The 25,097-nt window shown below is 65.3% G+C and carries 19 protein-coding genes; 10 read left to right on the forward strand and 9 right to left on the reverse strand.

What is annotated here, in order from left to right; translation table 11 throughout:
• Window position 1 precedes the first annotated feature (1 nt).
• Window positions 2–2,731 (reverse strand): leucine--tRNA ligase, encoded by a 2,730-nt coding sequence (gene leuS / locus DFR29_RS19005; RefSeq protein ID WP_133820208.1) that lies wholly within the window; start codon window positions 2,729–2,731, stop codon window positions 2–4.
• 200 nt (window positions 2,732–2,931) lie between these two features.
• On the opposite strand from leuS, the gene DFR29_RS19010 reads away from it, so the two are divergent.
• The 3 genes from DFR29_RS19010 to DFR29_RS19020 all read left to right on the forward strand — a co-directional run bounded on the left by DFR29_RS19010 (window position 2,932) and on the right by DFR29_RS19020 (window position 5,787).
• Complete coding sequence (locus DFR29_RS19010) at window positions 2,932–4,233, forward strand: metal-dependent hydrolase family protein (protein ID WP_133820209.1); 1,302 nt, start codon at window positions 2,932–2,934, stop codon at window positions 4,231–4,233.
• A 192-nt stretch (window positions 4,234–4,425) separates the two neighbouring features.
• Window positions 4,426–5,280, forward strand: coding sequence for a thioredoxin (gene trxA / locus DFR29_RS19015; protein WP_133820210.1), 855 nt, complete (start codon window positions 4,426–4,428; stop codon window positions 5,278–5,280).
• Window positions 5,281–5,337: 57 nt separating this feature from the next.
• On the forward strand, window positions 5,338–5,787 hold the full coding sequence (locus DFR29_RS19020) for a DUF4442 domain-containing protein (protein WP_425598853.1): 450 nt from the start codon (window positions 5,338–5,340) through the stop codon (window positions 5,785–5,787).
• A 129-nt stretch (window positions 5,788–5,916) separates the two neighbouring features.
• On the opposite strand, the gene DFR29_RS19025 is transcribed toward DFR29_RS19020, so the two are convergent.
• From DFR29_RS19025 to DFR29_RS19040, 4 genes are all read right to left on the reverse strand, one after another.
• Complete coding sequence (locus tag DFR29_RS19025) at window positions 5,917–7,377, reverse strand: efflux transporter outer membrane subunit (RefSeq protein WP_133820211.1); 1,461 nt, start codon at window positions 7,375–7,377, stop codon at window positions 5,917–5,919.
• Entirely contained in the window at window positions 7,370–10,534 is a 3,165-nt protein-coding gene (locus DFR29_RS19030) for an efflux RND transporter permease subunit (RefSeq protein ID WP_133820212.1), read from the reverse strand. Before DFR29_RS19030 ends, DFR29_RS19025 begins: the two co-directional genes overlap by 8 nt.
• 147 nt (window positions 10,535–10,681) lie before the next feature.
• Window positions 10,682–11,881: an efflux RND transporter periplasmic adaptor subunit gene (locus DFR29_RS19035; protein ID WP_133820213.1), complete on the reverse strand. Its 1,200-nt coding sequence runs from the start codon at window positions 11,879–11,881 to the stop codon at window positions 10,682–10,684.
• Complete coding sequence (locus tag DFR29_RS19040; RefSeq protein WP_133820214.1) at window positions 11,878–12,681, reverse strand: SDR family oxidoreductase; 804 nt, start codon at window positions 12,679–12,681, stop codon at window positions 11,878–11,880. The genes DFR29_RS19035 and DFR29_RS19040 overlap by 4 nt, the downstream gene beginning before the upstream one ends.
• A gap of 498 nt (window positions 12,682–13,179) precedes the next feature.
• Between DFR29_RS19040 and DFR29_RS19045 the strand changes: the two genes are divergently transcribed.
• Both DFR29_RS19045 and DFR29_RS19050 read left to right on the forward strand, forming a co-directional pair.
• Window positions 13,180–14,226: a LysR family transcriptional regulator gene (locus DFR29_RS19045; RefSeq protein WP_133820215.1), complete on the forward strand. Its 1,047-nt coding sequence runs from the start codon at window positions 13,180–13,182 to the stop codon at window positions 14,224–14,226.
• An 820-nt stretch (window positions 14,227–15,046) separates the two neighbouring features.
• Window positions 15,047–15,367: a hypothetical protein gene (locus DFR29_RS19050; RefSeq protein ID WP_133820216.1), complete on the forward strand. Its 321-nt coding sequence runs from the start codon at window positions 15,047–15,049 to the stop codon at window positions 15,365–15,367.
• On the opposite strand, the gene DFR29_RS19055 is transcribed toward DFR29_RS19050, so the two are convergent.
• From DFR29_RS19055 to DFR29_RS19065, 3 genes are all read right to left on the reverse strand, one after another.
• On the reverse strand, window positions 15,364–15,786 hold the full coding sequence (locus DFR29_RS19055) for a hypothetical protein (protein WP_133820217.1): 423 nt from the start codon (window positions 15,784–15,786) through the stop codon (window positions 15,364–15,366). The two genes, DFR29_RS19050 and DFR29_RS19055, sit on opposite strands and share 4 nt — an antisense overlap.
• Before the next feature lie 49 nt (window positions 15,787–15,835).
• The gene (locus DFR29_RS19060; protein WP_133820218.1) at window positions 15,836–16,174 is read right to left on the reverse strand and encodes a contact-dependent growth inhibition system immunity protein; all 339 of its coding nucleotides are present in this window, start codon (window positions 16,172–16,174) and stop codon (window positions 15,836–15,838) included.
• A 212-nt stretch (window positions 16,175–16,386) separates the two neighbouring features.
• Window positions 16,387–16,788, reverse strand: a complete 402-nt coding sequence (locus tag DFR29_RS19065; RefSeq protein WP_133820219.1) for an Imm7 family immunity protein — start codon at window positions 16,786–16,788, stop codon at window positions 16,387–16,389.
• A 396-nt stretch (window positions 16,789–17,184) separates the two neighbouring features.
• Here DFR29_RS19065 and DFR29_RS19070 point away from each other — a divergent pair, with 396 nt between their 5' ends.
• Window positions 17,185–19,911 (forward strand): Ig-like domain repeat protein, encoded by a 2,727-nt coding sequence (locus tag DFR29_RS19070; RefSeq protein WP_133820220.1) that lies wholly within the window; start codon window positions 17,185–17,187, stop codon window positions 19,909–19,911.
• Here the strand turns inward: DFR29_RS19070 and DFR29_RS19075 are convergent.
• Complete coding sequence (locus tag DFR29_RS19075) at window positions 19,880–20,602, reverse strand: P-loop nucleotide/nucleoside kinase family protein (protein WP_166654201.1); 723 nt, start codon at window positions 20,600–20,602, stop codon at window positions 19,880–19,882. The two genes, DFR29_RS19070 and DFR29_RS19075, sit on opposite strands and share 32 nt — an antisense overlap.
• Before the next feature lie 132 nt (window positions 20,603–20,734).
• On the opposite strand from DFR29_RS19075, the gene DFR29_RS19080 reads away from it, so the two are divergent.
• The 4 genes from DFR29_RS19080 to DFR29_RS19095 are packed head-to-tail and all read left to right on the forward strand — an operon-like array spanning window position 20,735 to window position 25,092.
• Window positions 20,735–22,999, forward strand: coding sequence for a bifunctional serine/threonine-protein kinase/formylglycine-generating enzyme family protein (locus DFR29_RS19080; RefSeq protein WP_133820222.1), 2,265 nt, complete (start codon window positions 20,735–20,737; stop codon window positions 22,997–22,999).
• Window positions 23,000–23,019: 20 nt separating this feature from the next.
• Complete coding sequence (locus DFR29_RS19085) at window positions 23,020–23,679, forward strand: DUF502 domain-containing protein (protein ID WP_133820223.1); 660 nt, start codon at window positions 23,020–23,022, stop codon at window positions 23,677–23,679.
• A 54-nt stretch (window positions 23,680–23,733) separates the two neighbouring features.
• The gene (gene tesB / locus DFR29_RS19090; protein WP_133820224.1) at window positions 23,734–24,594 is read left to right on the forward strand and encodes an acyl-CoA thioesterase II; all 861 of its coding nucleotides are present in this window, start codon (window positions 23,734–23,736) and stop codon (window positions 24,592–24,594) included.
• Between the two features lie 54 nt (window positions 24,595–24,648).
• Window positions 24,649–25,092 (forward strand): DUF2007 domain-containing protein, encoded by a 444-nt coding sequence (locus DFR29_RS19095; protein ID WP_133820225.1) that lies wholly within the window; start codon window positions 24,649–24,651, stop codon window positions 25,090–25,092.
• Window positions 25,093–25,097: the final 5 nt, after the last annotated feature.

A 25,097-nucleotide genomic window follows, 5' to 3' on the forward strand; every position in this document is an offset into this window, starting at 1 on the left:
ATCAGCCCGCCACGATGTTGACGATCTTGCCTGGCACCACGATGACTTTCTTCACCGTCTGCCCCTCGAGGAAGCGCGCCACGGCCGGTTCGGCCAGGGCCAGGCGCTCGCATTCGTCCTTGTCCGCACTGACCGCCACTTCGATCTGGCCGCGCAGACGGCCGTTGACCTGCACCGCCAGCACCAGCGCGTCCTTCTCCAGCGCCTTGGCGTCGGCCTGCGGCCAGCGCAGGTCTTCGATCAGGCTTTCCGCATGGCCCAGCGCCTGCCACAGCGCATGGCAGACATGCGGCGTGATCGGGTTGAGCAGCAGGGTGATCGCTTCCCAGGCCTCGTGGCGGACGGCGCGCGCGGCGGCGGAATCGTCGTCGAACTTGGCCAGCGCGTTGAGCAATTCCATCACCGCGGCAATCGCCGTGTTGAAGGCGTGGCGGCGGCCGATGTCGTCGGACACCTTGGCGATGGTCTCGTGCAGCTTGCGCCGCAGGGTTTTCTGCTCCGGCGTCAGCGCCAGTTCGCTCCTACGCAACAGTATTGAATTGGCCTTCAATTCGACCATTGGCGCGGAAGCCACATGGCGCTGCACCTGGTTCCATACGCGGCGCAGGAAACGCGCCATGCCTTCGACACCGGCCTCGTTCCATTCCAGCGACATGTCCGGCGGAGAGGCAAACATGGAGAACAGCCGCACCGTGTCGGCGCCGAAAGTATCGACCATGGACTGCGGATCGACGCCGTTGTTCTTCGACTTGGCCATCTTCTCGATGCCGCCGATCGACACCGGCAGGCCGTCCTCGGCCAGCGCACCGATCACGCGCGCATTGGCGTCGCGGTGGATCTGCACCGAAGCCGGGTTGAACCAGGTCTTGGCACCGCCCTCTTCCTCGCGGAAATAGGTCTCGGCCACGACCATGCCCTGGCACAGCAGGTTGGTTGCCGGCTCGTTCGCCGTGAACAGGCCGGCGTCACGCAGCAGCTTGTGATAGAAGCGGAAATACAGCAGGTGCAGGATGGCGTGCTCGATACCGCCGATGTACTGGTCGACCGGCAGCCAGTAGTTGGCGCGCTCGTCCACCTGGGCCTGGGCGCCGGGCGAGGTATAGCGCGCGTAGTACCAGCTCGATTCCATGAAGGTATCGAAGGTGTCCGTCTCGCGCTCGGCCGGCCCGCCGCATTGGGGACAAATGCACTTGCGCCATTCCGGATCGGCCTTGATCGGCGACTGCACGCCGCTGAAGGCCACGTCCTCGGGCAATACCACCGGCAGTTGCTCGTCCGGCACCGGTACCGCGTCGCAGGTGGCGCAGTAGATGATCGGAATCGGACAGCCCCAGTAACGCTGGCGGCTTACGCCCCAGTCGCGCAGGCGGTAGTTGACCTTGCGCGCATCGGCACCGAAGCGGGCGGCCAGGGCGGCGAAGGCCTGGTCGTAGTCCATGCCGTCGTATTCGCCGGAATTGATCAGGTAGCCGCGCTCGGTGAACGCGCCCTGCAGCACGCGCTGCTGGAATTCCTCGATCAGCTGCACCGCGGCGCCGGGTTCGTACACGTCGCGCGCGGCGCCGCCACCCAGGGCCGTATTCATGGCGTCGCCGCCGACGGCCACGTCGTGCTGCAGTTCCAGGATCGCGTCGCGCACTTCCTGGTTGACCACGACTACCTTGATCGGCAGGTGATAGGCGCGGGCAAATTCGCCGTCGCGCTCGTCATGCCCGGGCACGGCCATGACCGCGCCGGTGCCGTAGCCCATCAGCACGAAATTCGCCGCCCAGACCGGCACGCGCTCGCCGCTGATCGGGTGCAGCGCGTAGACGCCGGTGAAGACGCCCTTCTTTTCCTGCTTTTCCAGATCCGCTTCGGCGGTGCCGCCGTGGCGGCATTCCTCGATGAACGCGGCCAGGTCGGCATTGTTCTGTGCCGCCGCCAGCGCGATGGGATGCTCCGCCGCGACCGAGACGAAGGTCACGCCCATCAAGGTATCCGGGCGCGTGGTGAACACCGACAGTTTTTCGTCGCTGCCTTCCAGGTCGAACGGAATCTGCAGCCCCTCGGAGCGGCCGATCCAGTTGCGCTGCATGGTCTTGACCGCATCCGGCCAGCCCGGCAGGTTGTCCAGCTCGTTGAGCAGTTCCTCAGCATAGGCCGTGATCTTGAGGAACCATTGTGGAATTTCGCGCTTTTCCACCAATGCGCCGGAACGCCAGCCGCGGCCGTCGATGACTTGCTCGTTGGCCAGCACGGTCTGGTCGATCGGATCCCAGTTGACCACGCTCATCTTGCGGTAGACCAGGCCCTGCCTGAACAGCCGCGTGAACATCTGCTGTTCCCAGCGGTAGTACTCGGGCTTGCAGGTGGCCACTTCCCGCGACCAGTCATAGGCAAAGCCCATGCGGTTGAGCTGCGCCTTCATGTGCTCGATGTTGGCGTAGGTCCACTTCGCCGGCGCGGTGTTGTTCTTGATCGCGGCGTTTTCCGCCGGCAGGCCGAAGGCATCCCAGCCCATCGGCTGCAGTACGTTCTTGCCCTGCATGCGCTGATAGCGGCTGATCACGTCGCCGATGGTGTAGTTGCGCACATGGCCCATATGCAGCGCCCCCGAGGGGTACGGCAGCATGGACAGACAGTAGAACTTGGCTTTGCCCGCGTCTTCCTTCACTTCGAAGGCGCGCGTGTCGTTCCAGAATTTTTGCGCCGCGGGTTCGACTGCGGCGGGATCGTAGGTTTCGTGCATGGAGGCCAATGGCGGGTCGCGCAGCCGTAGGGTGCGGACCGGGTCAGGGAAAGTCGCCGCAGACTACCGCAGCGCAGCAACTCCCGCCAAGCCTGCCCCCTGCCGAACGACACGGGCCAGGCCCGGCGCGGCGGCTATGATCGGGACTTTCGCGTCCTGCCTCTGTTGTCCAGCCCTTCTCGTACCGCCTGGGGAAACCGATGAAAGCTGCCTTACCGTACTGCGCCCTGGGCCTGGCCCTGCTGGCCGCCCTGCCCGCCGTTGCCGCCGACGGCGTCACCGCCCTGCACTGCCCGGCCCTGGTCGACACCGCCGCCGGCAAGCTGCTCGGTGCCAGTACCGTACTGATCGAGGGCAACCGCGTGCGCGAGGTCAGGCCCGGCCTGGTCACTCCCGACGGCGCCAAGGCGATAGACCTGCCCGCCGGCAGCACCTGCCTGCCCGGCCTGATGGACATGCATACCCACCTGACCTCGGAAACCAGCCGCGACTCCTATTCCGAAGGCTTCCGCCTCAACGACGCCGACATCGCCTTCAAGGGCGCCGTATTCGCCGAACGCACCCTGCTGGCCGGCTTCACCACCGTGCGCGACCTGGGCGAGAGCGGCAACGGCGTGTCGGTATCGCTGCGCAACGCGGTCAACCAGGGCATGCTCAAAGGCCCGCGCATCTTCACCGCCGGCAAGTCCATCGCCAGCACCGGCGGCCATGCCGACCCCACCAACGGCGCCAAGCGCGGCCTGCTGCCCGATCCCGGCCCCGAAGAAGGCGTGATCAACAGCGTCGACGACGCACGCAAGGCCGTGCGCCAGCACTACAAGGACAGCGCCGACCTGATCAAGATCACCGCCACCGGCGGCGTGCTGTCCTACGCCAAGAGCAGCGACAACCCGCAGTTCACCGTGGAAGAGATCAAGGCCATCGTCGACACGGCCAAGGACTACGGCTTTACCGTCGCCGCCCATGCACACGGCAAGGAAGGCATGCGCAGGGCCATCCTCGGCGGCGTCAGCTCGATCGAGCACGGCACGCAGATGGACGCCGAGCTGTTCCCGCTGATGAAACAGCACGGCACCTGGTACGTACCGACCATCATCGCCGGTGCCTTCGTCAGCGAGAAAGCCGCCCAGCCGGGCTATTACCCGGAAATCGTGCGGCCGAAAGCCCTGGCCATCGGCCCCAAGATCAAGGGCACCGCCGGCGCTGCCTACAAGGCCGGCGTCAAGATCGCCTTCGGCACCGATGCCGGCGTATTCCCGCACGGGCAGAACGCGCGCGAATTCGAACTCATGGTCGAAGCCGGTATGCCGGCCATGTTCACCCTGCAGGCGGCAACCACACATGCCGCCGAACTGCTGGGCCAGAGCAACGACCTGGGCAGCATCGCCGCGGGCAAGTTCGCCGACGTGGTCGCCGTACCTGGCAATCCGCTGGAGGACATCGGCGTCATGAAGAAGGTGAATTTCGTGATGAAGGACGGCGTGGTCTATCGCGGGCCGTGAGGGGCCTGACAGCAAGCAAGCGCAGTGCTGTCGCATTACTGGCGGGAAGTCTTTAGCCCTCTCCTCCAGGCGCTGCCTGGGGGGTTGAGGAGACGGCGTACAGAGCCATTGGCTCTGTCCCCGACCGTTTGCGGCCCTTGATCCGCTACCCTCCCGCATCCACATCGCGACGATCTTTCAAGGAGCCCCCCCATGGCCGAGTCCGCCCACTTCTTCGACGCAACCCAGGAAAACTTCGAGAACGAGGTCATCAAGGCTTCGCTGCAGACACCGGTGCTGGTCGATTTCTGGGCCGAATGGTGCGCCCCGTGCCTCCAGCTCAAGCCGGTGCTGGAAAAGCTCGCCGACGAGTATGCCGGCGCATTCCGCCTGGCCAAGGTCGATACCGAGGCAGAAATGCAGCTGGCCTCGATCTTCGGCATCCGCTCGCTGCCGACCGTGGTCTTGCTCAAGGACGGCCAGATGATCGACGGCTTCATGGGCGCCTTGCCCGAAGCCGGCGTGCGCGAATTCCTGGCCAAGCACGCAATCCATCCCGGCGCGCCGGAACCCGCCGAAACGATCGATCTGGCCGAAACCCCAGCCGAGACCGTGAACCGCCTGCAGCAGGAAATTGCCGCGCAACCGGACAAGACCGAACTCAAGCTCGACCTGGCACTGGCCCTGATGCAAAGCGGCAACGCCGCTGCCGCCGAGGCAGAACTCGACGCGTTGCCGGCCAAGTTCGCCACCGACGCCAAAGCGGTACGCCTGCGCGGCCAGCTGGATTTCGCCCGCGCCCTGGAAGGCGCGCCGTCCAAGGCCGAACTGCTGCAGCGTGTCGAGCACGATGCCGCCGACCATGCCGCGCGCGACCTGCTCGGCATACGCCTGCTGCTCGACGGCGAGGCCGCGGCTGGTCTGGATCAGTTCCTGCACGTGCTGAAAACCCAGCGTGACTGGCAGGACGGCCAGGCCAAGAAGCGCCTGATCGCGGCCTTCCATGTACTGGACGATGCCGACCTGGTCGGCACCTACCGGCGCAAGATGGCTGCCGTGCTGTTCTGAAATCCGCGCAGCCCGCACAGCCGCTCACCCCCCCCCGTCAGGCAGGCCGACGTGAAGATCACCCCCAGCGGCCTGCGCCGCACCATGAACCTGTGGCTGCCGTTCCTGTTCAGCGGCATCCGCGTGCAATCGATCAGCCCGGACTGGCGGCGCGCGCGGGTGCGCCTGAAGCTGGGCTGGTTCAACCGCAACTACGTCGGCACGCACTTCGGCGGCAACCTGTTTTCCATGACCGATCCGTTCTGGATGATCCTGCTGCTGGAATGCCTGGGCCGCGACTACAAGGTCTGGGACCAGGCCGGCAGCATCGAATTCGTCAAGCCCGGACGCGAAGACGTCTATGCGGAATTCGTGGTCGAGGAAAGCGTGCTGGACGAATTGCGCGCCGCCACCGCCAGCGGCGAAAAATGCCTGCGCTGGTTCGACACGGAAATCAAGACCGCATCGGGCGAACTGATCGCCCGCGTGCGCAAGCAGGTCTACGTGCGGCGCAAGCGCGACCGCTGATCCGCGAGGCTTTTCAATGTGGCCGGCACCCGAGGCCGGCCACATTGTTTCTTTCTGGACTTTTCTTCTGATCCACTTCTTGGCGGCAGTGCCCGGGACGACGGCAGCTCGACGCAGCGCAACTGCCGGTCAGCGCACCGCCACCGGCTCGCGCTGCGGCAACTGCCCCGACCAGCCGCCGGCCAGCGCCTTGTACACCGCGATCGCGCCGACAATGCTGCGCGTGCGTGCATCGGCGAACGCATCCTGAGCCTGCAGCTGGGTGCGTTCCGCATCGAGTACATCGAGCAGGTCGGCCGCGCCTGCATCGAAGCGCACCCGGGCCAGACGCGCGGCTTCGGTGCTGTCGGCAGCGGCGCGGTCCAGATGCGCGTCTTCGCTGCGCGCATGACCGTAGCGCACCAGCGCGTTCTCGGTTTCCTCCAGCGCCAGCAGCACGGTCTGGCGGTAGCGCGCCAGTTCGCCTTCGGCCGCGGCATCGGCCGCGGCGATGCGGGCGTTCACCCGGCCCAGGTCGAGGAAGGACCAGTCCACGCCCAGCGCGACGACACGGGTTTCGCTGTCGCGCTGGAACAGGTTGCCGCCGGTAATGGCCTGGGTACCGAGCAGGCCGGCCAGGGTGAAGCGCGGAAACAGATCGGCCGCGGCCACGCCGATGCGCGCCGTCGCCGCGTGCAGGCGCTGCTCGGCGGCGGCGACATCGGGACGCCGCCGCAGCAAGTCGCCCGGCGTGCCGGGGTCCAGCGGCGCCGGCAGGGCCGGCAGCGCACGCACCGGTTCCAGTGCCGCGATCAGGGCATCCGGCGTGCGTCCGCTCAATACCGCCAGCCGGTGCATCGCCACCGCCACTTCGGCCTGCAATGCCGGCACGCGCGACTGGGTCACTTCCAGTTGCGCGCGCACTCGCGCGCTGTCGAATTCGGTGCCGCGGCCGGCGTGCAGGCGCGCATCGACCAGACGCAAGGTCTCGCGCTGGTTGTCGGCGTTTTCCTGCGCCACGCGCAAGCGCTGCTGCAGGCCGCGCAATTCCACATAGGTACGGGCTACCTCGCCGACCACGCTGACCTGCACGGCCTGCAGATCGGCGGCACTGGCCGCGGCATCGGCACGGCTGGATTCGTTGCCGCGGCGGACACGGCCGAACAGGTCCAGCTCCCAGCTCGCGTTGATACCGGCGCTATAGCTCTCGGCATCGCGCTGGGACCGCGTCAGGCCCGGCGCCTGGTCCGCACTCGCCCGGCTGTCGCGCGCGTCGGCCGAGGCCGTCACCGTGGGGAAGCGATCGAACCTGCTCGCGCGCAGCAAGGCATTGGCCTGGTCGTAGCGCGCCAGTGCGATCTTCAGATCGTGGTTGTTGGCCAGCGCCTCGTCGACCAGAGTGCTCAGCTGCGCATCGCCGAAGCTGCGCCAGAACTCGGCCAGTTCGGCAGAACTTGCCGCGACGCTCGCCGTGGTCTCGGCGCGGGCGAATGCCGCTGCGGCCGGCGTATCGGGCCGCACGAAATCCGGGCCGACCGCACAGGCGCTCAGGGCCAGCGCGAGCAGGCTCAGCACGGGCCAGCGGCTTTGTCGCAAAATAAACTTATGCATGGACGACCTCCAGATGGTCGTTGCGATGATTGACCAGCGGACGCCGCGCCAGCTTGCGCAGCGCGACGTAGAACACCGGCGTCAGGAACAGGCCGAACAGGGTCACGCCGAGCATGCCGGCAAACACGGTGATGCCCGTGGCCGAGCGCACTTCGGCGCCGGCGCCGTGGGAGAACACCAGCGGCACCGTGCCGGCGATAAAGGCCAGCGAGGTCATCACGATCGGGCGCAGGCGCAGGCGGCAGGCTTCCAGTGCCGATTCGACGATGCCCTTGCCCTGCATTTCCAGCTCGCGGGCGAATTCGACGATCAGGATCGCGTTCTTGCAGGCCAGGCCCATCAGCACCACCAGGCCGACCTGGACGAAGACGTTGTTATCGCCGGTCATCCACACGCCGAGCAACGCCGACAGCATGCACATCGGCACGATCAGGATCACCGCCAGCGGCAGGGTCCAGCTTTCGTACAGCGCCGCCAGCACCAGGAAGGCCAGCAGCACGGCGAGCGGGAAGATCAGTAGCGCGGCCTTGCCCTGGGTGGCCTGCTGATAGCTCAGCTCGGACCATTCCAGCTTCATGCCGTTGGGCAGCATCTTGGCGGCGAGTTCTTCGATCTTCTCCATCGCCTCGCCCGAGGACAGCACGGTCGCATCAGCCTCGCCGAGCAGGTCGGCCGCCGGAAAGCCGTTGTAGCGCACCACCGGATCGGGGCCGTAGGTCTGGCTGATCTTCACCATCGAACCTATCGGCACCATCTCGCCGTTGACGTTGCGCGTGCGCAGGTTGGCGATGTCCTCGACGCTGTCGCGGAACTGGCCGTCGGCCTGGGCGATCACCTGCCAGGTGCGGCCAAACAGGTTGAAGTCGTTGACATAGGTCGAGCCCAGGTAGGTCTGCAAGGTATCGAACAGTTCGGTCAGCGGCACGCCCTGGGCCTTGGCCTTGACCCGGTCCACTTCCGCATCGAGCTGCGGCACGTTGGACTGGTAGCTGCTGTTGGGAAAGCCCATGCCCGGCGTCTGCGCGATGGCGCCCTGCATGGCGCTGACGGCGCTCTGCAGCGCGCCGTAGCCCAGGCTGCCGCGGTCTTCGATGAATGCCGAATAGCCAGAACCGTTGCCCAGGCCGATGATCGGCGGGGGCAGCAGCGAGAAGGCAAAGCCTTCCTGGATGCCGGCGATCTTCTGTGAAATTTCGGCGTTGATTTCAGCGGCGCTGCGTTTGCGCTGGTTGAACGGTTTCAGGTTGAGGAAGACCACGCCGATATTCGGCGTATTGCTGAACAGCAGCGGGTTCAGGCCCGGAAAAGCCACTTCGTTCTGCACGCCTTCGACATTGAGAGCGATCTCGGCGATCTTCTTCAGCGCCGCGTCGGTGCGCTCGATCGACGAGCCTTCCGGCGTCTTCACGCCAGCAATCAGGTACAGCTTGTCCTGTACCGGAATGAAGCCGCGCGGCACTACGTTGAACATGACGGCCGTACCGATCAGCAGCCCGGCGTAGACCGCGAACACCGCACCGCGCCGGCTCAGCACCTTGGACACGCCGCGCTGATAGCGCTCGGCATTGGTCCCGAAGAAACGGTTGAACGGACGGAAGATCCAGCCGAACAGGCGGTCGATCAGCCGCGTCGGCGCGTCCTTGGCCGCGCCATGCGGCTTGAGCAGGCGCGCAGCAACCGCCGGCGACAGGGTCAGCGAGTTGATTGCGGAAATCACCGTGGAAATGGCGATGGTCACGGCGAACTGCTTGTAGAACTGGCCGGTCACGCCGCTCAGGAAAGCCATCGGCACGAATACGGCGCACAGCACCAGCGCAATCGCGATGATGGGGCCGGACACTTCTTTCATGGCCAGGTGCGCCGCTTCCAACGGTGTCGCGCCTTCCTCGATATGCCGCTCGACGTTTTCCACCACGACGATGGCGTCGTCGACCACGATGCCGATGGCCAGCACCAGGCCGAACAGGGTCAAGGTGTTGATGGAGAAGCCCAGCAGATACAGCGCCGCAAACGTGCCGATCACCGATACCGGCACGGCCAGCAGCGGAATGATCGAAGCACGCCAAGTCTGCAGGAACAGGATCACCACAAGCACCACCAGCGCAACCGCTTCGAGCAGGGTGGTCACCACGGCGCTGATCGACTCGCGCACGAACACAGTGGTGTCGTAGACAGAGCGATACTCGACGCCGGGCGGGAAGCTCTTCGCTGCCTCGTCCATGCGCCGTATCACTTCGTCTCGGATTTCCAGCGCATTCGCCCCAGGTGCCTGGAACACGCCGATGGCCGCGGCATTCATGCCGTCGAGGCGCGCACGCATGGTGTAGTCGCCTGCCGCCAGCTCCAGCCGCGCCACATCGGAAAGGCGCACGATTTCGCCGCCCTCGCCGGCCTTGATCACCACATTGCCGAATTCTTCAATCGTGGACAGGCGGCCCTTGGCATTGATCAGGGTGAGAAACTCGCTGCCGCCCGGAATCGGTTCAGCGCCGAGCTGGCCGGCGGATACCTGCACATTCTGTTCGCGCACGGCACGCACCACGTCGCCGGCAGTGAGTCCACGTGCAGCGACCTTGTCCGGGTCAAGCCACAGACGCATGGCGTAGTCGCCGCCACCGAACGGCTGCGCTTCGCCGACGCCGGGAATGCTCGCCAGCTGGTCGCGGATCTGCATGCGCATGTAGTTGCGCAGGTACAGCGTGTCGTACTTGCCGCTGGGCGAGACCAGGTGCACCACCATGAGGAATACCGGCGACTGCTTCTGCGTGGTCACACCTTGCCGGCGCACGTCTTCGGGCAGGCGTGCCAGCGCCTGGTTGACGCGGTTCTGCACGCGCACCGCGGCTTCGTCGGCATCGACCTCGGGCTTGAAGGTGACCGTGGTCTGCAGCACGCCATCGGAACTGGCCACCGAGCGCATGTACATCATGCCCTCGACGCCGCGGATCGACTCCTCCAGCGGCGTGGCCACGGTTTCGGCAATGACCTTGGGGTTGGCGCCCGGATAGACGGTGCGCACCATCACCGATGGAGGCACCACTTCCGGGTATTCGCCAATCGGCAACAACGGAATCGCGATCAGGCCGGCGGCGAAGATCACGATCGACAGCACGGCCGCGAAAATCGGCCGGTCGATGAAAAATCGGGAGAAATCCATGAGTGGAATCCTTGCAAACCGGAAATCGGCGCGGCCGGGCTCGGCCCGGTCGCGCAGACAGGATGGTTCTTGGTAGTGAGGCGGACCGCTGCCGGCTGCCGCCAGGGCCCGCGCACTACCGGCGCGGCCGCGGCGGAGCGGGTTCTTTTACTTTGCGGCGACGATCTGCGGCGCCGGCGCCGGCGCACCCATTTCGATCAGGCTGGGCGTGACCGGCATGCCCGGAAAGAACACCTTCTGCACGCCGTGCACGACGACCTTGTCCTGCGCCGCCAGGCCCGACTGCACCACGCGCAGGCCATCGATGTTGCGGCCCAGCACCACGTCCTTGCGCACGGCCTTGTTGTGCTCGTCCAGCACGTAGACGTATTTGCGGTCCTGGTCGGTCAGCACGGCCTTTTCGTCGATCAGCAGGGCCTGGAATTCGGCGCTGCCTTCCAGCTGCACGCGGGCAAACAGTCCCGGCGTGAAGCGGCGGTCGGGGTTGTGCAGCACGGCGCGGGCGCGGATGGTGCCAGTAGCCGCATCGACCTGGTTGTCGGTGAAATCGACCGTGCCTTCGTGCGGATAGCCGGTTTCATTGGCCAGGCCGACGCGCACCGGATTGCGGCTGCCGCTGCGTTCGCCCTTGCGCGCCAGTTCCATGTAGCGCAGGTAAGCCTGTTCGTCGCTTTCGAAATAGACGAACACCGGGTCCTGCGACACGACCGTGGTCAGCAAGGTGACATCGGCCTGGGCCAGGTTGCCGGCGGTGATCGCGGCGCGGCCGGCACGGCCGTCGATGGGCGAACGCACTTCGGTGAACTGCAGGTCGAGCTGGGACGCGGCCACGGCTGCCTCGGCGGCACGTACCCCAGCGCCACCGCGGGCGGTTGCGGCGCGGCGCGTCTCGAACTCTTCGCGCGAGATCGCCTTGGCTTCGATCAGCGACTGAGCGCGCTGGTCCTGTGCCTGGGCGAGGCGGGCTTCGGCGCGGGCCGTGTCCAGCTCGGCCTGGGCGCGGTCCAGCGCGGCGCGGTAAGGCCGCGGATCGATAACGAACAGCAGATCGCCCTTGCGCACTTCCTGGCCTTCGGCAAACGCGACGCGCTCGACATAACCGCTGACGCGGGCGCGTAGTTCGACGTTTTCCACCGCGCTGATACGGCCGGTGAAATCGTCCCACTGGCGCACGGGCTTGCTCAGCACGGTGGCGACGCTGACCTCCGGCGGCGGCGGTGCCGACGGCGCGGCCGTGCTGCTGCAGCCGGCCAGCGCGGCGCTGGCCGCCAGGGCCAGCGCCAGCAGCAGCTGCTGCAGCGGCGTGTGGCCCGTATTACTGGATTTGGAGAAATGTGCGGTTTTCATGGTGAAACCTCGCGAGGTGACGTGTTCGAAGCGAAATCCGGCGGCGCGAGCGGGCTGCCCGCTGCGCTGCCGTTGGAATAGGGGGCGGTATTGCCGGCCGGTGCCGCGCGCCGGCTGCCGAACTCGACGACCGCATCGGCCGGCGCGCCGGGGACCAGCAGCTCCAGCGCATGCCGGCCGATTTCCAGCGCACTGGGCCAATGCGCCCGCGGCTGGCCGGCGTGCACGCCCCAGGCAGGCGTATCCAGCGACAGCAGCTGCACGCGCACGCCGAGCTGGCGCGCCTCGCAGTGCAGTACCCGCGCCAGCATGCGCAGCGCCGCCTCGGTGACCGAGGAATGGCCATAACCAGCCCAGGGATGTACGCCGCCGGGACCGCCGATCAGCACGTAGCCGCCGCCGCGGCCGCCCTCGGCCAGCAGCGGCAGCAGATGCCGCGCTGCAGCAAGCTGGGGCGCCAGCGCCGCATCGAACTGGCTGCAGCTGGCATCGGCGGTCAGGTCGAGCAGGCGCCCGCGCAGCAGGCCGCTGTCGTGCACGGCGATCACGCCACTGAGCGGCCGGCCCAGCCCGCGCAGCGCCGCAGCGAGTTCGGCGGCGGTGGCTTCGTCGCGCGCCGAACCGGGCAATACAGTCAGCGCAGCATGGGCATGGCGTGCCGCCAGCTTGCGCAAGGCGACGGGGTCGGGATCGACCGCAATGACCGGCCAGCGCAGGCCCAGTGCCGCGGCGACCACGCCGTCACCGACCGCACTGGTCGCTTCGAGCACGACGACTGGCGCCAGCATTGTCCCGATCATGGGATTTTTTCTCCCGCGGTCGGGACTATGCCCTGTATCCGCGCCAGCGTTGCGCCCGCATCGGCCAGCGGCGTGAAGCGGCTGGAAACCGGGCCAGACAGGTCCGCTGCGGTGTGCAGAAAACGTGTCCAAGGCACGGAAAAGCGGGCAGAAAAGCTAATCCCGGCCGGTGCCCGGGACGGCCCGGCCGGAAGCGGCAGAAAAGCCGCTAACGACACACGGTGGCGAATGGCGCTAGGCATTGCAGGTCTCGCTGGTTTCGTGGCGAGACAAGTTAATGGCGTATGCGGCGCTTGATTAGCTGGCAAATCGGGGAATAATTGTCCCCGATGCGGGCCAATGGCTTAGAACCGGCCGGAAACCGGGTTCCGCTGCACAAGGCCCGTCAACCTGTCCACCCGTCGAAAACCCGAGCGCCTCCTTGATTCGGGCGCGCGGCATACCACCCAGCTAGTTGCGCCTTCCCGGGTTTCCCTAACAGCGATCGGAATCTCCGCCATGTCCAGCGATCTCAACGACACCCTGATCTTCGTCAAGGTGGTCGAGCACGGCAGCTTTATCTCCGCCTCCAAATCCCTGCGCCTGCCCAAGACCACAGTCAGCCGCAAAGTGCAGGAATTGGAAACGCGCCTGGGCGCGCAGCTGCTGCACCGCACCACACGCAAGCTCGGCCTGACCGAGGCCGGCAACATCTACTTCGAACATTGCCAGCGCATCTCGCGCGAACTGGCCGAGGCCGAAAGCGCCGTCAGCCAGCTGCAGGGCGGCCCGCGCGGCTGGCTGCGCATCACTGCCCCGTATTCCTTCGGCATCGAGCGCATCGCGCCGCTGCTCGGCGAATTCCATGCTCGTCACCCGGAAGTGCGGGTGGAGATGCTGCTGACTAACGAAGCGCTAGACATCATCGACAAGGAAATCGACATCGCCCTGCGCGTAGGCCAGCTGCCCGATTCCAACTTCGTGGCGCGCAAGCTGGCCACCCTGCGCACGCAGATCTTTGCCAGTGTGGAATATTTGAAAAAGCACGGCGAACCGCTGCACCCCGACGACCTGCAGCACCACCGCGCCCTGGCCATGACCAAGCAGCGCCGCAACGGCGGCTTCGTCTGGCCGCTGGACGACGGCAACGGCCTGGCCGATTACCGCATCGATCCGGTCTTCGTCGCCAACGATCCCGCCGGCCTGCGCGGCGCCCTGGTCTGCGGCGAAGGCCTGATGCTGGCCAACGACGTGATGGTCAAGCCCTACGTCGAAGCCGGCTACCTGCGCCGCGTACTGCCTGCCTGGACCGGCCCCGAATACGAACTCAACGCCGTATTCCCGCGCGGCCGCGTGCAATCGCCCAAGGTGCGTGCCTTCGTCGATTTCCTGGTCGAGCGTTTCGACTACGACGCCGACTACATGCAGATGCTCTGCCCGGACAAGCGGCGCGAATGCGAACAGGCAAGGCAGGCGCAGCAGACGGCGGCGGCGTCACTGGCGGAGCTGGCCACGGCGGCGCATAGCTTGCCGGTGGAGGCATCGCAGGAGGCGGAGTTCGTCTGAGGCGTCCGTTTGCCTGCTTATGGAAATTTGCGTGAAGCACGGCGAGCGGTAGCGCGCGTCGCTGCAACGGTGCCGTGCAGCACCACAGCAGAGCGCGAAACCGCTCTCGGCGCTTTTAGGCGCGGCGTTGCATTTACTTTAGTCCGGCTGGACGGCCGCACGCCGTGCTTCCGGACGCGACGCTGGCGATCTATCTGACGCACGCAGCGGCGCCGCTGGCATAGCCGCAGCCAGCTACTGGCCTTTCTGCCGACTCGGCGAGACATCGCATGAGACTGGGATTTCGTCCCTGATCGGCACACACGTTTCCTTGCCGTCGACGACACAGAGGACCTCGCGCTCATAGACCTCAATGCAATTCGCAAATCTGGTCCGCTCAATTCTCGACGCACCGACTGTCTCGAAACAACCTTCAAGCCCCGGCATTGCCTCGATTGGCCTTCCACACTTACCCATTGCGGTACATCCGGCTATCGCGCAGGAAGAGCAAAGAAGAACACCAAAAATACCTATTTTTCCTGCTCACGCGTAAATTCCTACCAGCGAACGTCCAGGCCGATTTTTTTCGCGAACCCGTATGCGGGAAATGCATGTCGCGATCATGGTTTCTCTACGGGTAATTCTCGCAAACGTCACGCTCAGCGGAAAGCAAGACATGAACCTCGCTCAACTTTTCAAGCTCCTTTTGCCTGATGACCTTATGAGCATCGAGCCAACTACAATGGTCGCCGATGAGCGCTATGAACAGATCCCCTTCGGGTATCGACATTGAGTTCGAATCTGCCGTCCCGGCTTGTAGTGCCTAGCCTGAGAATTCTAGATGACGGCATCGCTCCCGCACGCTGCCGCAGTTCCTGCACATAAACCGTACCAATCGGCATCGGTTGCCATCCGCAAAACGGGCTTCTCCATCGATAACCAGACTTCTTGCCATAGCCAGAGCCGAAAACGTCAGCAGCGCGATCAGCCCGCAATTTCTGGCCATAAATCGGCGGCATTGATTCACCAAATGCTCCATCGTCCAATAGGTCAACCGCAACCGAAATGGCGCCTGCTACTCGACGAGGCCCTTTTTATCGACGTTTCCATCGGCAACCCGGGACTGCTCCCGGAGACTGGCGCGATCGACAGTTTCCTCTAGATTCCTGGCATATGAACAAGGCCGTCCACCCAATCCAGCGTCTCGCCCCAGCCGATCAAAGAATCATGATGGTTGCTGCACAACAGGTACCTGGCATCGTCATCGCAAACATAGAACTCCAGCGGTGAACATTCATTCAAGACTTCCAGCAAGTCGCTCCCGTTGTTGAGCCTCCAGATCGTTCGCGCGCCGGCAATGAACATCAGGCACGCCGAAGACCCGACAAACTGGGGGATCAATTCCCACCCGTCCCCCCGCTGCATTCCATCAGGCGCATTGGCATCGTTCCATGGAGCCCAACTGCTCACGTCGACACCCAAGCCTGACCGCAACTTGGCAACGAATGCATTCCGTTGATCTTCGCCAAGCAGTTCGGCTTGGACCCCAGTGGCTTTCAGAGTTTCTGATATGGCATCCACGACGAAACTGCCTTCTGGTGCGATGCTTCTCGGGATTACTCGGAGTTTCCTAGCTACGCAGCAAATTATTTCGACGGCTCTCGATCGCCCGGCGAAGCAAATTCGCGACATGAGTTAGCCATTCGCCAGCATTAGATCCACTACTAGCTGGCAAGTATTCGCATCCGAGTTTCTCAAAGAGTCCCTGGGAAATATTCTCCTGGCTCCCTTCATTTTTAAGGTATTCGTCAATCTGCCGCGCTAGTGCCCGCAACTGTTCGTCGGTATGCCTGTCGTCACTAACGTAAAGAGCCACGACACCATCTGCATCCTCCGCGTCGATGTCCCAATCCTGGTGAAAGTAAGCACCGAAGAACTGACGAAGTTGCGGGTAATCGGCTTTGCTCATGACGCGGGATATTCCTGATGCCGCCCATCGTAAAAATCATAAAAATTTACGTATTGATCCAAAGCGGTTTCTGACGATAACAGGTGAGTGGCGTTCGAGAACCGCATTATAAGGAGGAAAAGGCCGCAATTGGTCATGATGGTTAAGGCCGGATGAGGCGCTTCTCTCTCTTCGTTCGATCGAGTTCTTCGGCAACACTCTTTAGATTAACGCTACTCCAGACTTTCGATCACAGGAATCGTCGGCGACAGAAATGGATCTAGGTTTGCGAAAATCTGCCCCATTTTTATTGTGGTGACGGTGAACAAGCCCCGACCAGTGGGCAATACAACTCCTTCATCATGCTCATAGAGCAACCCGTATGAACCTGGCAGCAATTCCACGACTCTCTCAAGCAGCCGCTTTATGCTCGATGCTTCCGAACGCCTTCGATTGGTATAACCATTCAAAACAAGCGTGTAACGGCCATTGTGTAGAACAATCGATCCTATCGGTTCATTTCCGAGCCACCGTAGCATCTCTTCGCGCAACCTTTCCACGCGCATTTCGAGATTTCCTTCGTCGATTCCGGAGGATGATTCAGCGAGAGCTAACCAACCATGAAACTCATACATATTAACAAATGCATTCTTAACTAATGCAGCGGCGTAGTATCGACAATGTTCGGAAGATTGTATCGAACCAAATACTCGTTTTTTTCTGATTACTTCGGCATCAGGCGGCCCGTTGAAACGAAAATAGGTAATTCATTGCTCACCGCAGCACTGCAACAACTCTCTATCGTTGAACCATGGCAAGCATGATCGGAACAAAAAGACGGTGTCGTACCTACCGCGCAGAACGCCTCGGTACGGGTGCAGCTGTACTCGTCATCCACATGGATGCGGCGACGCCATCGTGTCTTGGCGTCGTCGCACGCAAAGAGATCCGCTACCCCGCTTCGGGTTTACCGCCCCCTACCGCGTATCCATCTCTGTCGCCGTCCCCTGAAACGGCGCTGGAGTGGCGTCATGAAATTGTTGTTGGCGGCATTTGCCGCCTTGTCGTTGTTGAGTCTCGAAGCCGCGGCGCAAAGCCGCTTTGTCGTTACCTCGCCCGCCGACAGCGGCCCGGGCTCATTGCGTGAGGCCGTCGTCAACGCCAATGGCAATGCCGATCGCAGCACCATCGATTTCGCCATCGACAGCACTGCCTTCGGGCCAGGCCCGTGGACGATACGCCTTGCGTCGAACCTGCCGGCATTCACGGCACCGGTGCTGCTGCGCGGCTACAGCCAGCCCGGTTCGACGCAGCCGACCAGTACGGGCAACGGCCGGCCGCTGATCGAGATCGATACCGACGGCGGTGCGACCAGTGCGCTGGTGTTCGTGCGCGGCGCCGAGGCCAGCGTGGTGACTGGACTTTCGTTCATTGGCGGCAGCGCGCCGAAATCGGCGGCGGCGCTGTTGCTGCTGGCCGACGATGTGCGCGTGTCGTCCAGCTTCATCGGCGTGCGCGCCGACGGCACGTTGCAGCGCTATGCGAACCAGGCGATCGGTGCGGTCTGCGCCGACCGCGTGGTGATCGGCGGCAGCAGTCCGGCCGATGGCAACGTCATTGGCGGCGCCGACGGCAACGCGATCCTGCTGACGGGCAGCGGCCATGTGGTACAGCACAACTGGATCGGCATCGACGGCATGGGCGCGGCATCGCTGTCCAGCAGCGTGTTCGGCGACGGCCTGCTCAGCGGGCGCATCGGCCTGCTGCTGCAATCCTCATCGCTGCAGAACATCTACCCGCCAGCTGTGCAGCAGAGCTATTTCGGCCTGCGCGATGCGCTGATCGCCGACAACCGCTTCGGCAGCGTGACCGGCACGGCGATCCATCTGCTGGGCACCAACAATCCCACTTCGGGCAATCGCATCGAACGCAATGTGTTTGGCCGCGACCTGTGGCTGGGCAGCAGTGCACATGTGGACACTGCCGTGCGCCTGAGCAACGGCGCCAGCGACAATCGCATCGGCGACAACATCGTTGCCCGGGTGAATGCCGGGGTGCTGCTGGGCGATGCGCGGCAAACGCCGCCGACCGAGGCCGGCAGTGGCAACCGGCTGAGCGGCAATCTGTTCTACGAAGTGGCCTTTCCGCTGGTCGGGCTGGATGCGGCGCATCATTTCGCACCGCTGGCGAATGATCCGGGCGATGCCGATTCCGGCCCCAACGGCTTGCAGAACACGCCTGTACTCACGGCCGCCAGCGCTGCCGGCGGCCTCGAAGGCGTGCTCGATGCCGTGCCGGATTCGAACTACCGGATCGAGTTCTTTCTTGCCGCTGCCTGTCATGCGTCCGGCGGCGGCGGTGCGGAATTCCTGCTCGGCGCGCTGGATGTCGTCACCGACGGCAGCGGCCGCGCGGCCATCGCCACGCGCCTGAGCCAGCTGCCGCTGGGCGGCCTACGTGTCGGCGATGTCGTCAGCGCAATTGCCACAGACAGCGCCGGCAATTCTTCCGAATTCTCCAATTGTGTACGCGTGGAAGCGCCAGTCGCCACGCGCACCGACTGGCCGGTGCTGTCATCGCCGCGCCCGGCCATGGATACGACGCTGAAGATCGAGGCCCGGGTCGGCGGCAACGGCATGCGCACACCGACGGGCGAGGTCGTGTTCAGCGCGGATACGGCCAGTGGCCGGCGCGAACTCGGCCGCGTCCGCGTGAATGGCGGCGGCTCTGCCGTGCTGCGCGCGCCGCCGCTGGGCTTCTTCGTCAACGGCGGGCGCTATACGCTGAACGCGGAATACAGTGGCGATGCGTTCCACGCCCCCAGCGCCGCGGCAACCCAGACGCTGGTGATCTTCCGCCCCGCCATAGCGCTGCGCGACATCGGCCTTTCGGCACCGGTACGGCGCGATATCCGCAGCAACAAGCGCGAATTCTTCGATGCCCGTAGCAACAGCTGGAGCCGCCTGAACGCCGATGTCAGCGACAGCTACGTCGATGCCGACCGCTTCAACCGCGAACGCACCGATCAGGTTCTGCTGCGCGACAGCGGCGGCGCCTATGCCCTGCTTGATGCCAACGGCCGCCGCCAGCCGCTGGCCAGCCGCGAAATCGACGCCGGCGCCACGTTGCTGGACCTGCTGCAGATGGACGACGACGTGCGCGCCGACGCGATCGTGCGCGACAGCAACGGCCGCTATCGGCTGGTGCATTGCGCATTCGTGCCCGACAGCTGCGAGCGCAGCGAGCGGCTCAGCGTGAATGTCGAGTTCACCTACCTGTTCAGCGGCGACTTCAACGGCGACGGCTTTGCCGACCTGGCCTGGCGCAATCCGTCGAGCGGCGAGATCGAACTGTGGCTGATGAACGGCACGGCCCGCCCGCTGGGCATAGAACGCGTGCGCCTGGGCCTGCCCAATGCCGTGCTCAGCGCCGCGGCCGACGTCAACGGCGATGGCTACGAAGACCTGATCTGGATCGACGACAGCAGCAGTTACGTCATCGCCACGCTGATGGATGCGGGCCGCGCGCGTAACTCGGTACTCAGAATCCTGCCGGGCAAGCACCTGTCGACGCCGGGCTCCACGCATCTGGCGCTGGCCAGCGAAGCGGATTTCGGCTTCGGCCATGTGTGGATACGCGATGAGGTCAGCGGCGACGTGCAGGCCTGGCGCGATCCGCGCGCCAGCAGCACGCTGCTGAGCTACCGCGTGCAACCTATTTTTGCCACTACAAAGCTCGCGCTGGAACGCACGCGCTGAACAACACCACTGCAGCAGGAGCGCGCGCCGGCAACGGCAGCGCTCCGGGCTTCCACGTGCTTGGCTTCAATGCGCCGGGATTCGCCGCGGCGAGGTTTTCGATGCCAGCCACCCGCGCCACCGCCTCGACCGCGAGCCGGCAGACTTCCGCGGCCGGCAGGCGCGCGTCGATGCTCAAGGCCCCCGGTGGCGGCGGTTCCATGCGCGCCAGCACTTCGCCGACGATGTCGGGATGGCGGTCGCGGGCCAGATGGCGGTTCTCGGCCACGTCGCGGGCGATGCGTTCGCGCGCCAGCGCCGAGGGACAATCCAGGAACAGCACGACCGGCGCATGACCGTACTGGCGCACCACCTGGTCGACTCGCGCCAGGTCGGCCCGGCGCGAGAAGGTACAGCCATCGATGACGCTGGATTCGCCCAGCATGCAGTTCACTTCCAGCGCCAGCAGCACGCCGCGGAACGATGCGCGCTTTTCCACGAAGCTATAACTGCAGCGCGGGAACATAGCGTGGCGTATGGCGTCGCGGTCGACCCGGCGATAGTCGAGCTGGTCGGCCAGGGCGCGGGCGACCAGGCTTTTGCCGGCCCCGGGCAGCCCCATCAGCGCAACGACGACGGGTTTGCCCCGGCGCTGTGGCGCGAGCGTGGGGCCATGGCGATTCAAGGGGACAGGAGTGGGCGCCGTGTTCATCGCAGCTAGCCTGCCACGCGCCTGCCACGGTTGCCATAGCGGCATAACCACGACTTATGCATCTGTCACAACCCTTCCTATACATCGCTTCCGATAGAATAGCCGCCGCTCCCGCCTCCCCTGTTGCAGCCGATGACCGCCAATCCGGGCATTCCGTTCGAAATTCCCGGTTACCGCATCATCCGCCCGCTGGGCCAGGGCGGCATGGCGACCGTTTATCTGGCCAACCAGGAAACCCTGGACCGGGAAGTGGCGGTCAAGGTGCTGGGCGCCGACCGCGCCCCCAGCGAAGACCTGATCAAGCGCTTCGAGAACGAAGCCCGCACCATCGCCAAGCTGGACCACCCGCACATCGTCAGCATCTACGAGGTGGGCCGGGCCTCCAGCGGGCATCTGTACTACACCCTGCCCTATCTGCCCAACGGCGATCTGTCCACGCGCAACGACAGCCAGGACCAGCGCCGCGTGCTGGCCATCCTGCGCTGCCTGGCCGAAGCGCTGGGCTATGCCCACCAGCACGGCATCGTGCACCGCGACGTCAAGCCCGAGAACGTGCTGTTCGACAAGCTGGACCGGCCGCAGCTGGCCGATTTCGGCATTGCCCTGGCGCGCCATTCCGATGTGCGCGTGACACGCGAAGGCGCCACCCTGGGCTCTACCGGCTACATGAGCCCGGAACAGGCCCGCGGCCTGTCGCTGGACGGCCGCTCCGACCTGTACAGCCTGGGCGTGATGGCCTACGAGCTGCTGACCGGCGACCTGCCGTTCCACGGCCCGGACGCCTTGTCGGTCGCCCTGGCCCATGTGGAGCAGCCGGTGCCGCGCCTGCCGCCGATGCGGCGGCAATGGCAGGGCTTCATGGACCGTGCCCTGGCTAAAGACCCGGCCCAGCGCTTCCAGGATGCCGCCGACCTGCTGAGCGGCCTGGATGCCGTCGAGGCCGAGCTGGACCAGCGCCGCGACAAGCCCCCGCTGCAGGCCTGGCGCGCACGCCTGGCCGAGCTGCCGGCCAGCCTGTGGGTCGGCGTTACCGCCGTGGCCGGCACCTTGCTGCTGCTGACCATGCTGCTCTGGCCCAAGGGCGACGAATCGCCGGAAACCCGTTTTGTCACGGCCACGCCGCTGGCCGCAACCGCCGAGGCCGCCGTGCCCGCGGGCGAAACCGCCGCAACCGACGCCGGCGCGACCACGGCCAGCGCCGCCAGGCTGGCTCTGGCCGCCGGCCAGCTGAGCGAGCAGAAGCTGGTCACGCCCGCCGGCGACAACGCCGCCGAAAGCTATCTCGCCGTGCTGGCGCTGGAACCGAACAACAGCGCCGCGCGCGAAGGCCTGAACCAGGTGCTGGCCGCGCTGGGCCGGCAGGTCGATGCTGCCCTGGTCGGCAGCGACGACGCCACCTTCGCCAGCCAGTACGAGCAGGCACGCATGCTGGCCGACCGCGGCCAGTTGCGCGACAGCGCAGCCTGGAAGGATTTCCTGGCGCAGCGCCGCAGCCTGTTCGAACAGCGCCTGCAGGCCGACGTGGCTGCCGCCGCCAGCGCACAACTGGCTACGCTCAAGCGCCCGGCCGAAGTGCTGGCGCAGGACCAGGCCGACCTGCTGGGCAAATGGCAGGACGCCGAGCGCCAGCTGGTCCAGGCCGAGCAGCGGCGCAAGGCGCGCGAATTCGAACCCGCCCTGGTACTGGTACCGGCCGAGATCGGCGCGAACCGCTTCGACCACGCCTTCGAGCTGGGCCGCACCGAGGTCACCCGGGCCGAGTACGCCCGCTTCGTGCGCGCCACCAACCGCCCGGCGGCGCGCTGCCGCGAGCCGCTGCGGCCGCTGTCGCGGCTGAAAAGCCTGCAATGGCGCGATCCGGATTTCCCCCAGGACGAAGACGAGCCCGTGGTCTGCGTCAGCTGGCAGGACGCCTATGCCTATGCGCGCTGGCTCAGCCAGCAGACCGGTGCGCGCTACCGCCTGCCCAGCGAAGCGGAATGGCAGCATGCGGCCGCCAGTCTCGACCGCAGCGGCATCTGCGAGCAGGGCAATGTGGCCGATGCCAGCATGGGGTCGCGCTGGACCCTGGCCAGCCGGCACAAGTGTTCCGACGGCCGCGCGCATACCTCGCCGGTAGGCCGCTACCGGGCCAGTTCGCTGGGCCTGTACGACCTGGTCGGCAATGCCAGCGAATGGACGCTCAACTGCAGCGCCAACACCGCCTGGGACCGGCTGCTGCAATCCGATGCCTGCAAGGAACGGGTCTTCCGCGGCACCTCCTGGCGCGACGGTCCCGACGACAACGCCGCCAGCCGGCGCGGCTCCAGCGAAATCGACCTGGGCTATACCACCGTCGGCTTCCGCCTGCTGCGCGAGGTCGACAGCACTGCCAGTACGGCCAGTACCGCGCATTGAGCGCCCCGACCGGAACGGCCATGCGCCCCTTGCACCTGCAACGCTATCTGATCACCGGCATCCTCACGGTGGTGCCGCTGTGGATCACCTTCATCGTGTTCCGCTTCATCGCCTCGCTGCTGGCGGAATTCGGCTCGCCGATGATCGGCACCGTGTTCGGCTGGATCGGCAGCGAGTTCCCGCGCCTGATGCCGCTGCTGGGCGAACGCTGGCTGATCAACATCATCGGCTTCGTCGCCACGCTGCTGATCCTCTATCTGATCGGCTGGATCGCCAACCGCGTCATCGGCCAGCGCCTGTTCGCCGCGTTCGACGCGCTGATGGAGCGCATCCCGCTGGTGCACTCGATCTACGGCGGTACCAAGAAACTCATGGCCATGCTGCAGAGCAAGCCCAACGGCACGCAGCGCGTGGTGCTGATCGATTTTCCCTCGCCCGGGCTGAAGTCGGTCGGCTTCGTCACGCGCGTGTTCGACGATGCCGACGGTCGCCAGCTCGCCTCGGTCTACGTGCCGACCACGCCCAACCCCACCGGCGGCTACCTGGAAATCGTGCCGACCGACCAGCTGATCGCGACCGACTGGAGCGTCGACCAGGCCATGGCCTTCATACTGTCGGTAGGCGCGGTCGCGCCGGAATCGGCGTTTCCCTCGCTCAAGCTGCCCGCGCGTGCGCCGTGACGTGCCGCCAGGCACATCGTCCCCTTTTCCCTTTTGCCTCATAACTGCACGCCCATGACCCATGTAGTCCACGAACTCATCGACCTGCTGGCGCTGGAACGCCTGGAAGACAACCTGTTCCGCGGCCAGAGCCGCGACATCGGCACCAAGTACGTATTCGGCGGCCAGGTGCTGGGCCAGGCCCTGTCCGCGGCACAGAAGACCGTGGACGACCCGCGCAACGCGCATTCGCTGCACGCGTATTTCCTGCGCGCCGGCGACATCGACGCGCCCATCGTCTACTCGGTGGAACGCACCCGCGACGGCAGCAGCTTCTCCGTGCGCCGCGTGGTCGCCATCCAGCACGGCCAGCCCATCTTCACCTGTTCGGTCAGCTTCCAGATCGAGGAAAGCGGCGTGGAGCACCAGCTGTCGATGCCGGAAGTGCCCAAGCCCGACGACCTGCTGCCGCCCGCGCCGATACCGCCGGAACAACTGGAAAAAGTACCGGTCAAGCTGCAACGCTGGCTGGGCATGAAAGGGCCGTTCGAGTTCCGCCACGTCTACCCGCGTGACGAATTCAATCCGCCCAAGCGTCCGCCTTACCAGCAGGTCTGGTTCCGCCTGGTCGACCGTGTGCCCGACGCACCGGAACTGCATCGCGCCCTGCTCGCCTATGCCTCGGATTTCCACCTGATCGGCACGGCCACCTTCCCGCACGGCATTTCGTATTTCCATCCCAAGGTGCAGATGGCCAGCCTCGACCATGCGCTGTGGTTCCACCGCGCCTTCCGCGTCGACGACTGGCTGCTGTACAGCTGCGACAGCCCGACCGCGCAGAACGCCCGCGGCCTGGCCCGCGGCATGATCTACAACAGCCAGGGCGTGCTGGTCGCCAGCACCGCCCAGGAAGGCCTGATCCGCTTGACTCAATAACGCCGTGCCGCGCCGGCCCGTCCAGGTCCGGCTTGGCGCCGCTACACTGGCCCCATGAGACAGATCTATACCTCGCTTCGCATCGAAAACATCGAACGCGTGACCGCCCTGATGGACGAACACGGCATCGAGACCAGCGTGACCAATCGCAGCAACTACAAAGGCAGCGACTGGAAGCGCTTCAGCTATACCAACCGCCCGGATGCCAGCACCTGGCCGCAGGTCTGGGTGGTGAATGCCAACGACCAGACCCGCGCGCGCGAACTGCTGCGCGAAGTGGGTATAGAACCACCGGTGCGGTATGCCGATGAGCTGGCCGCGGCCACGCGCGAACCGCTGAGCGGCCCGTCGCGCCATCGCGCCGTGGCCGGCCGCATGCGCATGGTTGCCTTGAGCCTGGTCGGCGTCGCCGCCGTGCTGTTGTCCCTGCGCAGCTGCAACAGCGCAAAACAGCCCGAGCCGCCGCAGCGCCAGGTCATCCCCATCACCACGCACTGAGCCGG

The sequence above is a fragment of the Tahibacter aquaticus genome, assembly GCF_004363655.1.
Classification (GTDB): Bacteria; Pseudomonadota; Gammaproteobacteria; order Xanthomonadales; family Rhodanobacteraceae; genus Tahibacter; species Tahibacter aquaticus.

What these genes read in the sequence shown, in the direction of transcription:
- DFR29_RS19070 (WP_133820220.1), top strand. Translation starts at nt 17,185, where the DNA reads ATGAAATTGTTGTTGGCGGCATTTGCCGCCTTGTCGTTGTTGAGTCTC.
- DFR29_RS19050 (WP_133820216.1), top strand. Translation starts at nt 15,047, where the DNA reads ATGACGGCATCGCTCCCGCACGCTGCCGCAGTTCCTGCACATAAACCG.
- DFR29_RS19040 (WP_133820214.1), bottom strand. Translation starts at nt 12,681, where the DNA reads ATGATCGGGACAATGCTGGCGCCAGTCGTCGTGCTCGAAGCGACCAGT.
- leuS (WP_133820208.1), bottom strand. Translation starts at nt 2,731, where the DNA reads ATGCACGAAACCTACGATCCCGCCGCAGTCGAACCCGCGGCGCAAAAA.
- DFR29_RS19080 (WP_133820222.1), top strand. Translation starts at nt 20,735, where the DNA reads ATGACCGCCAATCCGGGCATTCCGTTCGAAATTCCCGGTTACCGCATC.
- tesB (WP_133820224.1), top strand. Translation starts at nt 23,734, where the DNA reads ATGACCCATGTAGTCCACGAACTCATCGACCTGCTGGCGCTGGAACGC.
- DFR29_RS19060 (WP_133820218.1), bottom strand. Translation starts at nt 16,174, where the DNA reads ATGAGCAAAGCCGATTACCCGCAACTTCGTCAGTTCTTCGGTGCTTAC.
- DFR29_RS19065 (WP_133820219.1), bottom strand. Translation starts at nt 16,788, where the DNA reads ATGTATGAGTTTCATGGTTGGTTAGCTCTCGCTGAATCATCCTCCGGA.
- trxA (WP_133820210.1), top strand. Translation starts at nt 4,426, where the DNA reads ATGGCCGAGTCCGCCCACTTCTTCGACGCAACCCAGGAAAACTTCGAG.
- DFR29_RS19095 (WP_133820225.1), top strand. Translation starts at nt 24,649, where the DNA reads ATGAGACAGATCTATACCTCGCTTCGCATCGAAAACATCGAACGCGTG.
- DFR29_RS19045 (WP_133820215.1), top strand. Translation starts at nt 13,180, where the DNA reads ATGTCCAGCGATCTCAACGACACCCTGATCTTCGTCAAGGTGGTCGAG.
- DFR29_RS19085 (WP_133820223.1), top strand. Translation starts at nt 23,020, where the DNA reads ATGCGCCCCTTGCACCTGCAACGCTATCTGATCACCGGCATCCTCACG.
- DFR29_RS19025 (WP_133820211.1), bottom strand. Translation starts at nt 7,377, where the DNA reads ATGCATAAGTTTATTTTGCGACAAAGCCGCTGGCCCGTGCTGAGCCTG.
- DFR29_RS19010 (WP_133820209.1), top strand. Translation starts at nt 2,932, where the DNA reads ATGAAAGCTGCCTTACCGTACTGCGCCCTGGGCCTGGCCCTGCTGGCC.
- DFR29_RS19075 (WP_166654201.1), bottom strand. Translation starts at nt 20,602, where the DNA reads ATGAACACGGCGCCCACTCCTGTCCCCTTGAATCGCCATGGCCCCACG.
- DFR29_RS19030 (WP_133820212.1), bottom strand. Translation starts at nt 10,534, where the DNA reads ATGGATTTCTCCCGATTTTTCATCGACCGGCCGATTTTCGCGGCCGTG.
- DFR29_RS19035 (WP_133820213.1), bottom strand. Translation starts at nt 11,881, where the DNA reads ATGAAAACCGCACATTTCTCCAAATCCAGTAATACGGGCCACACGCCG.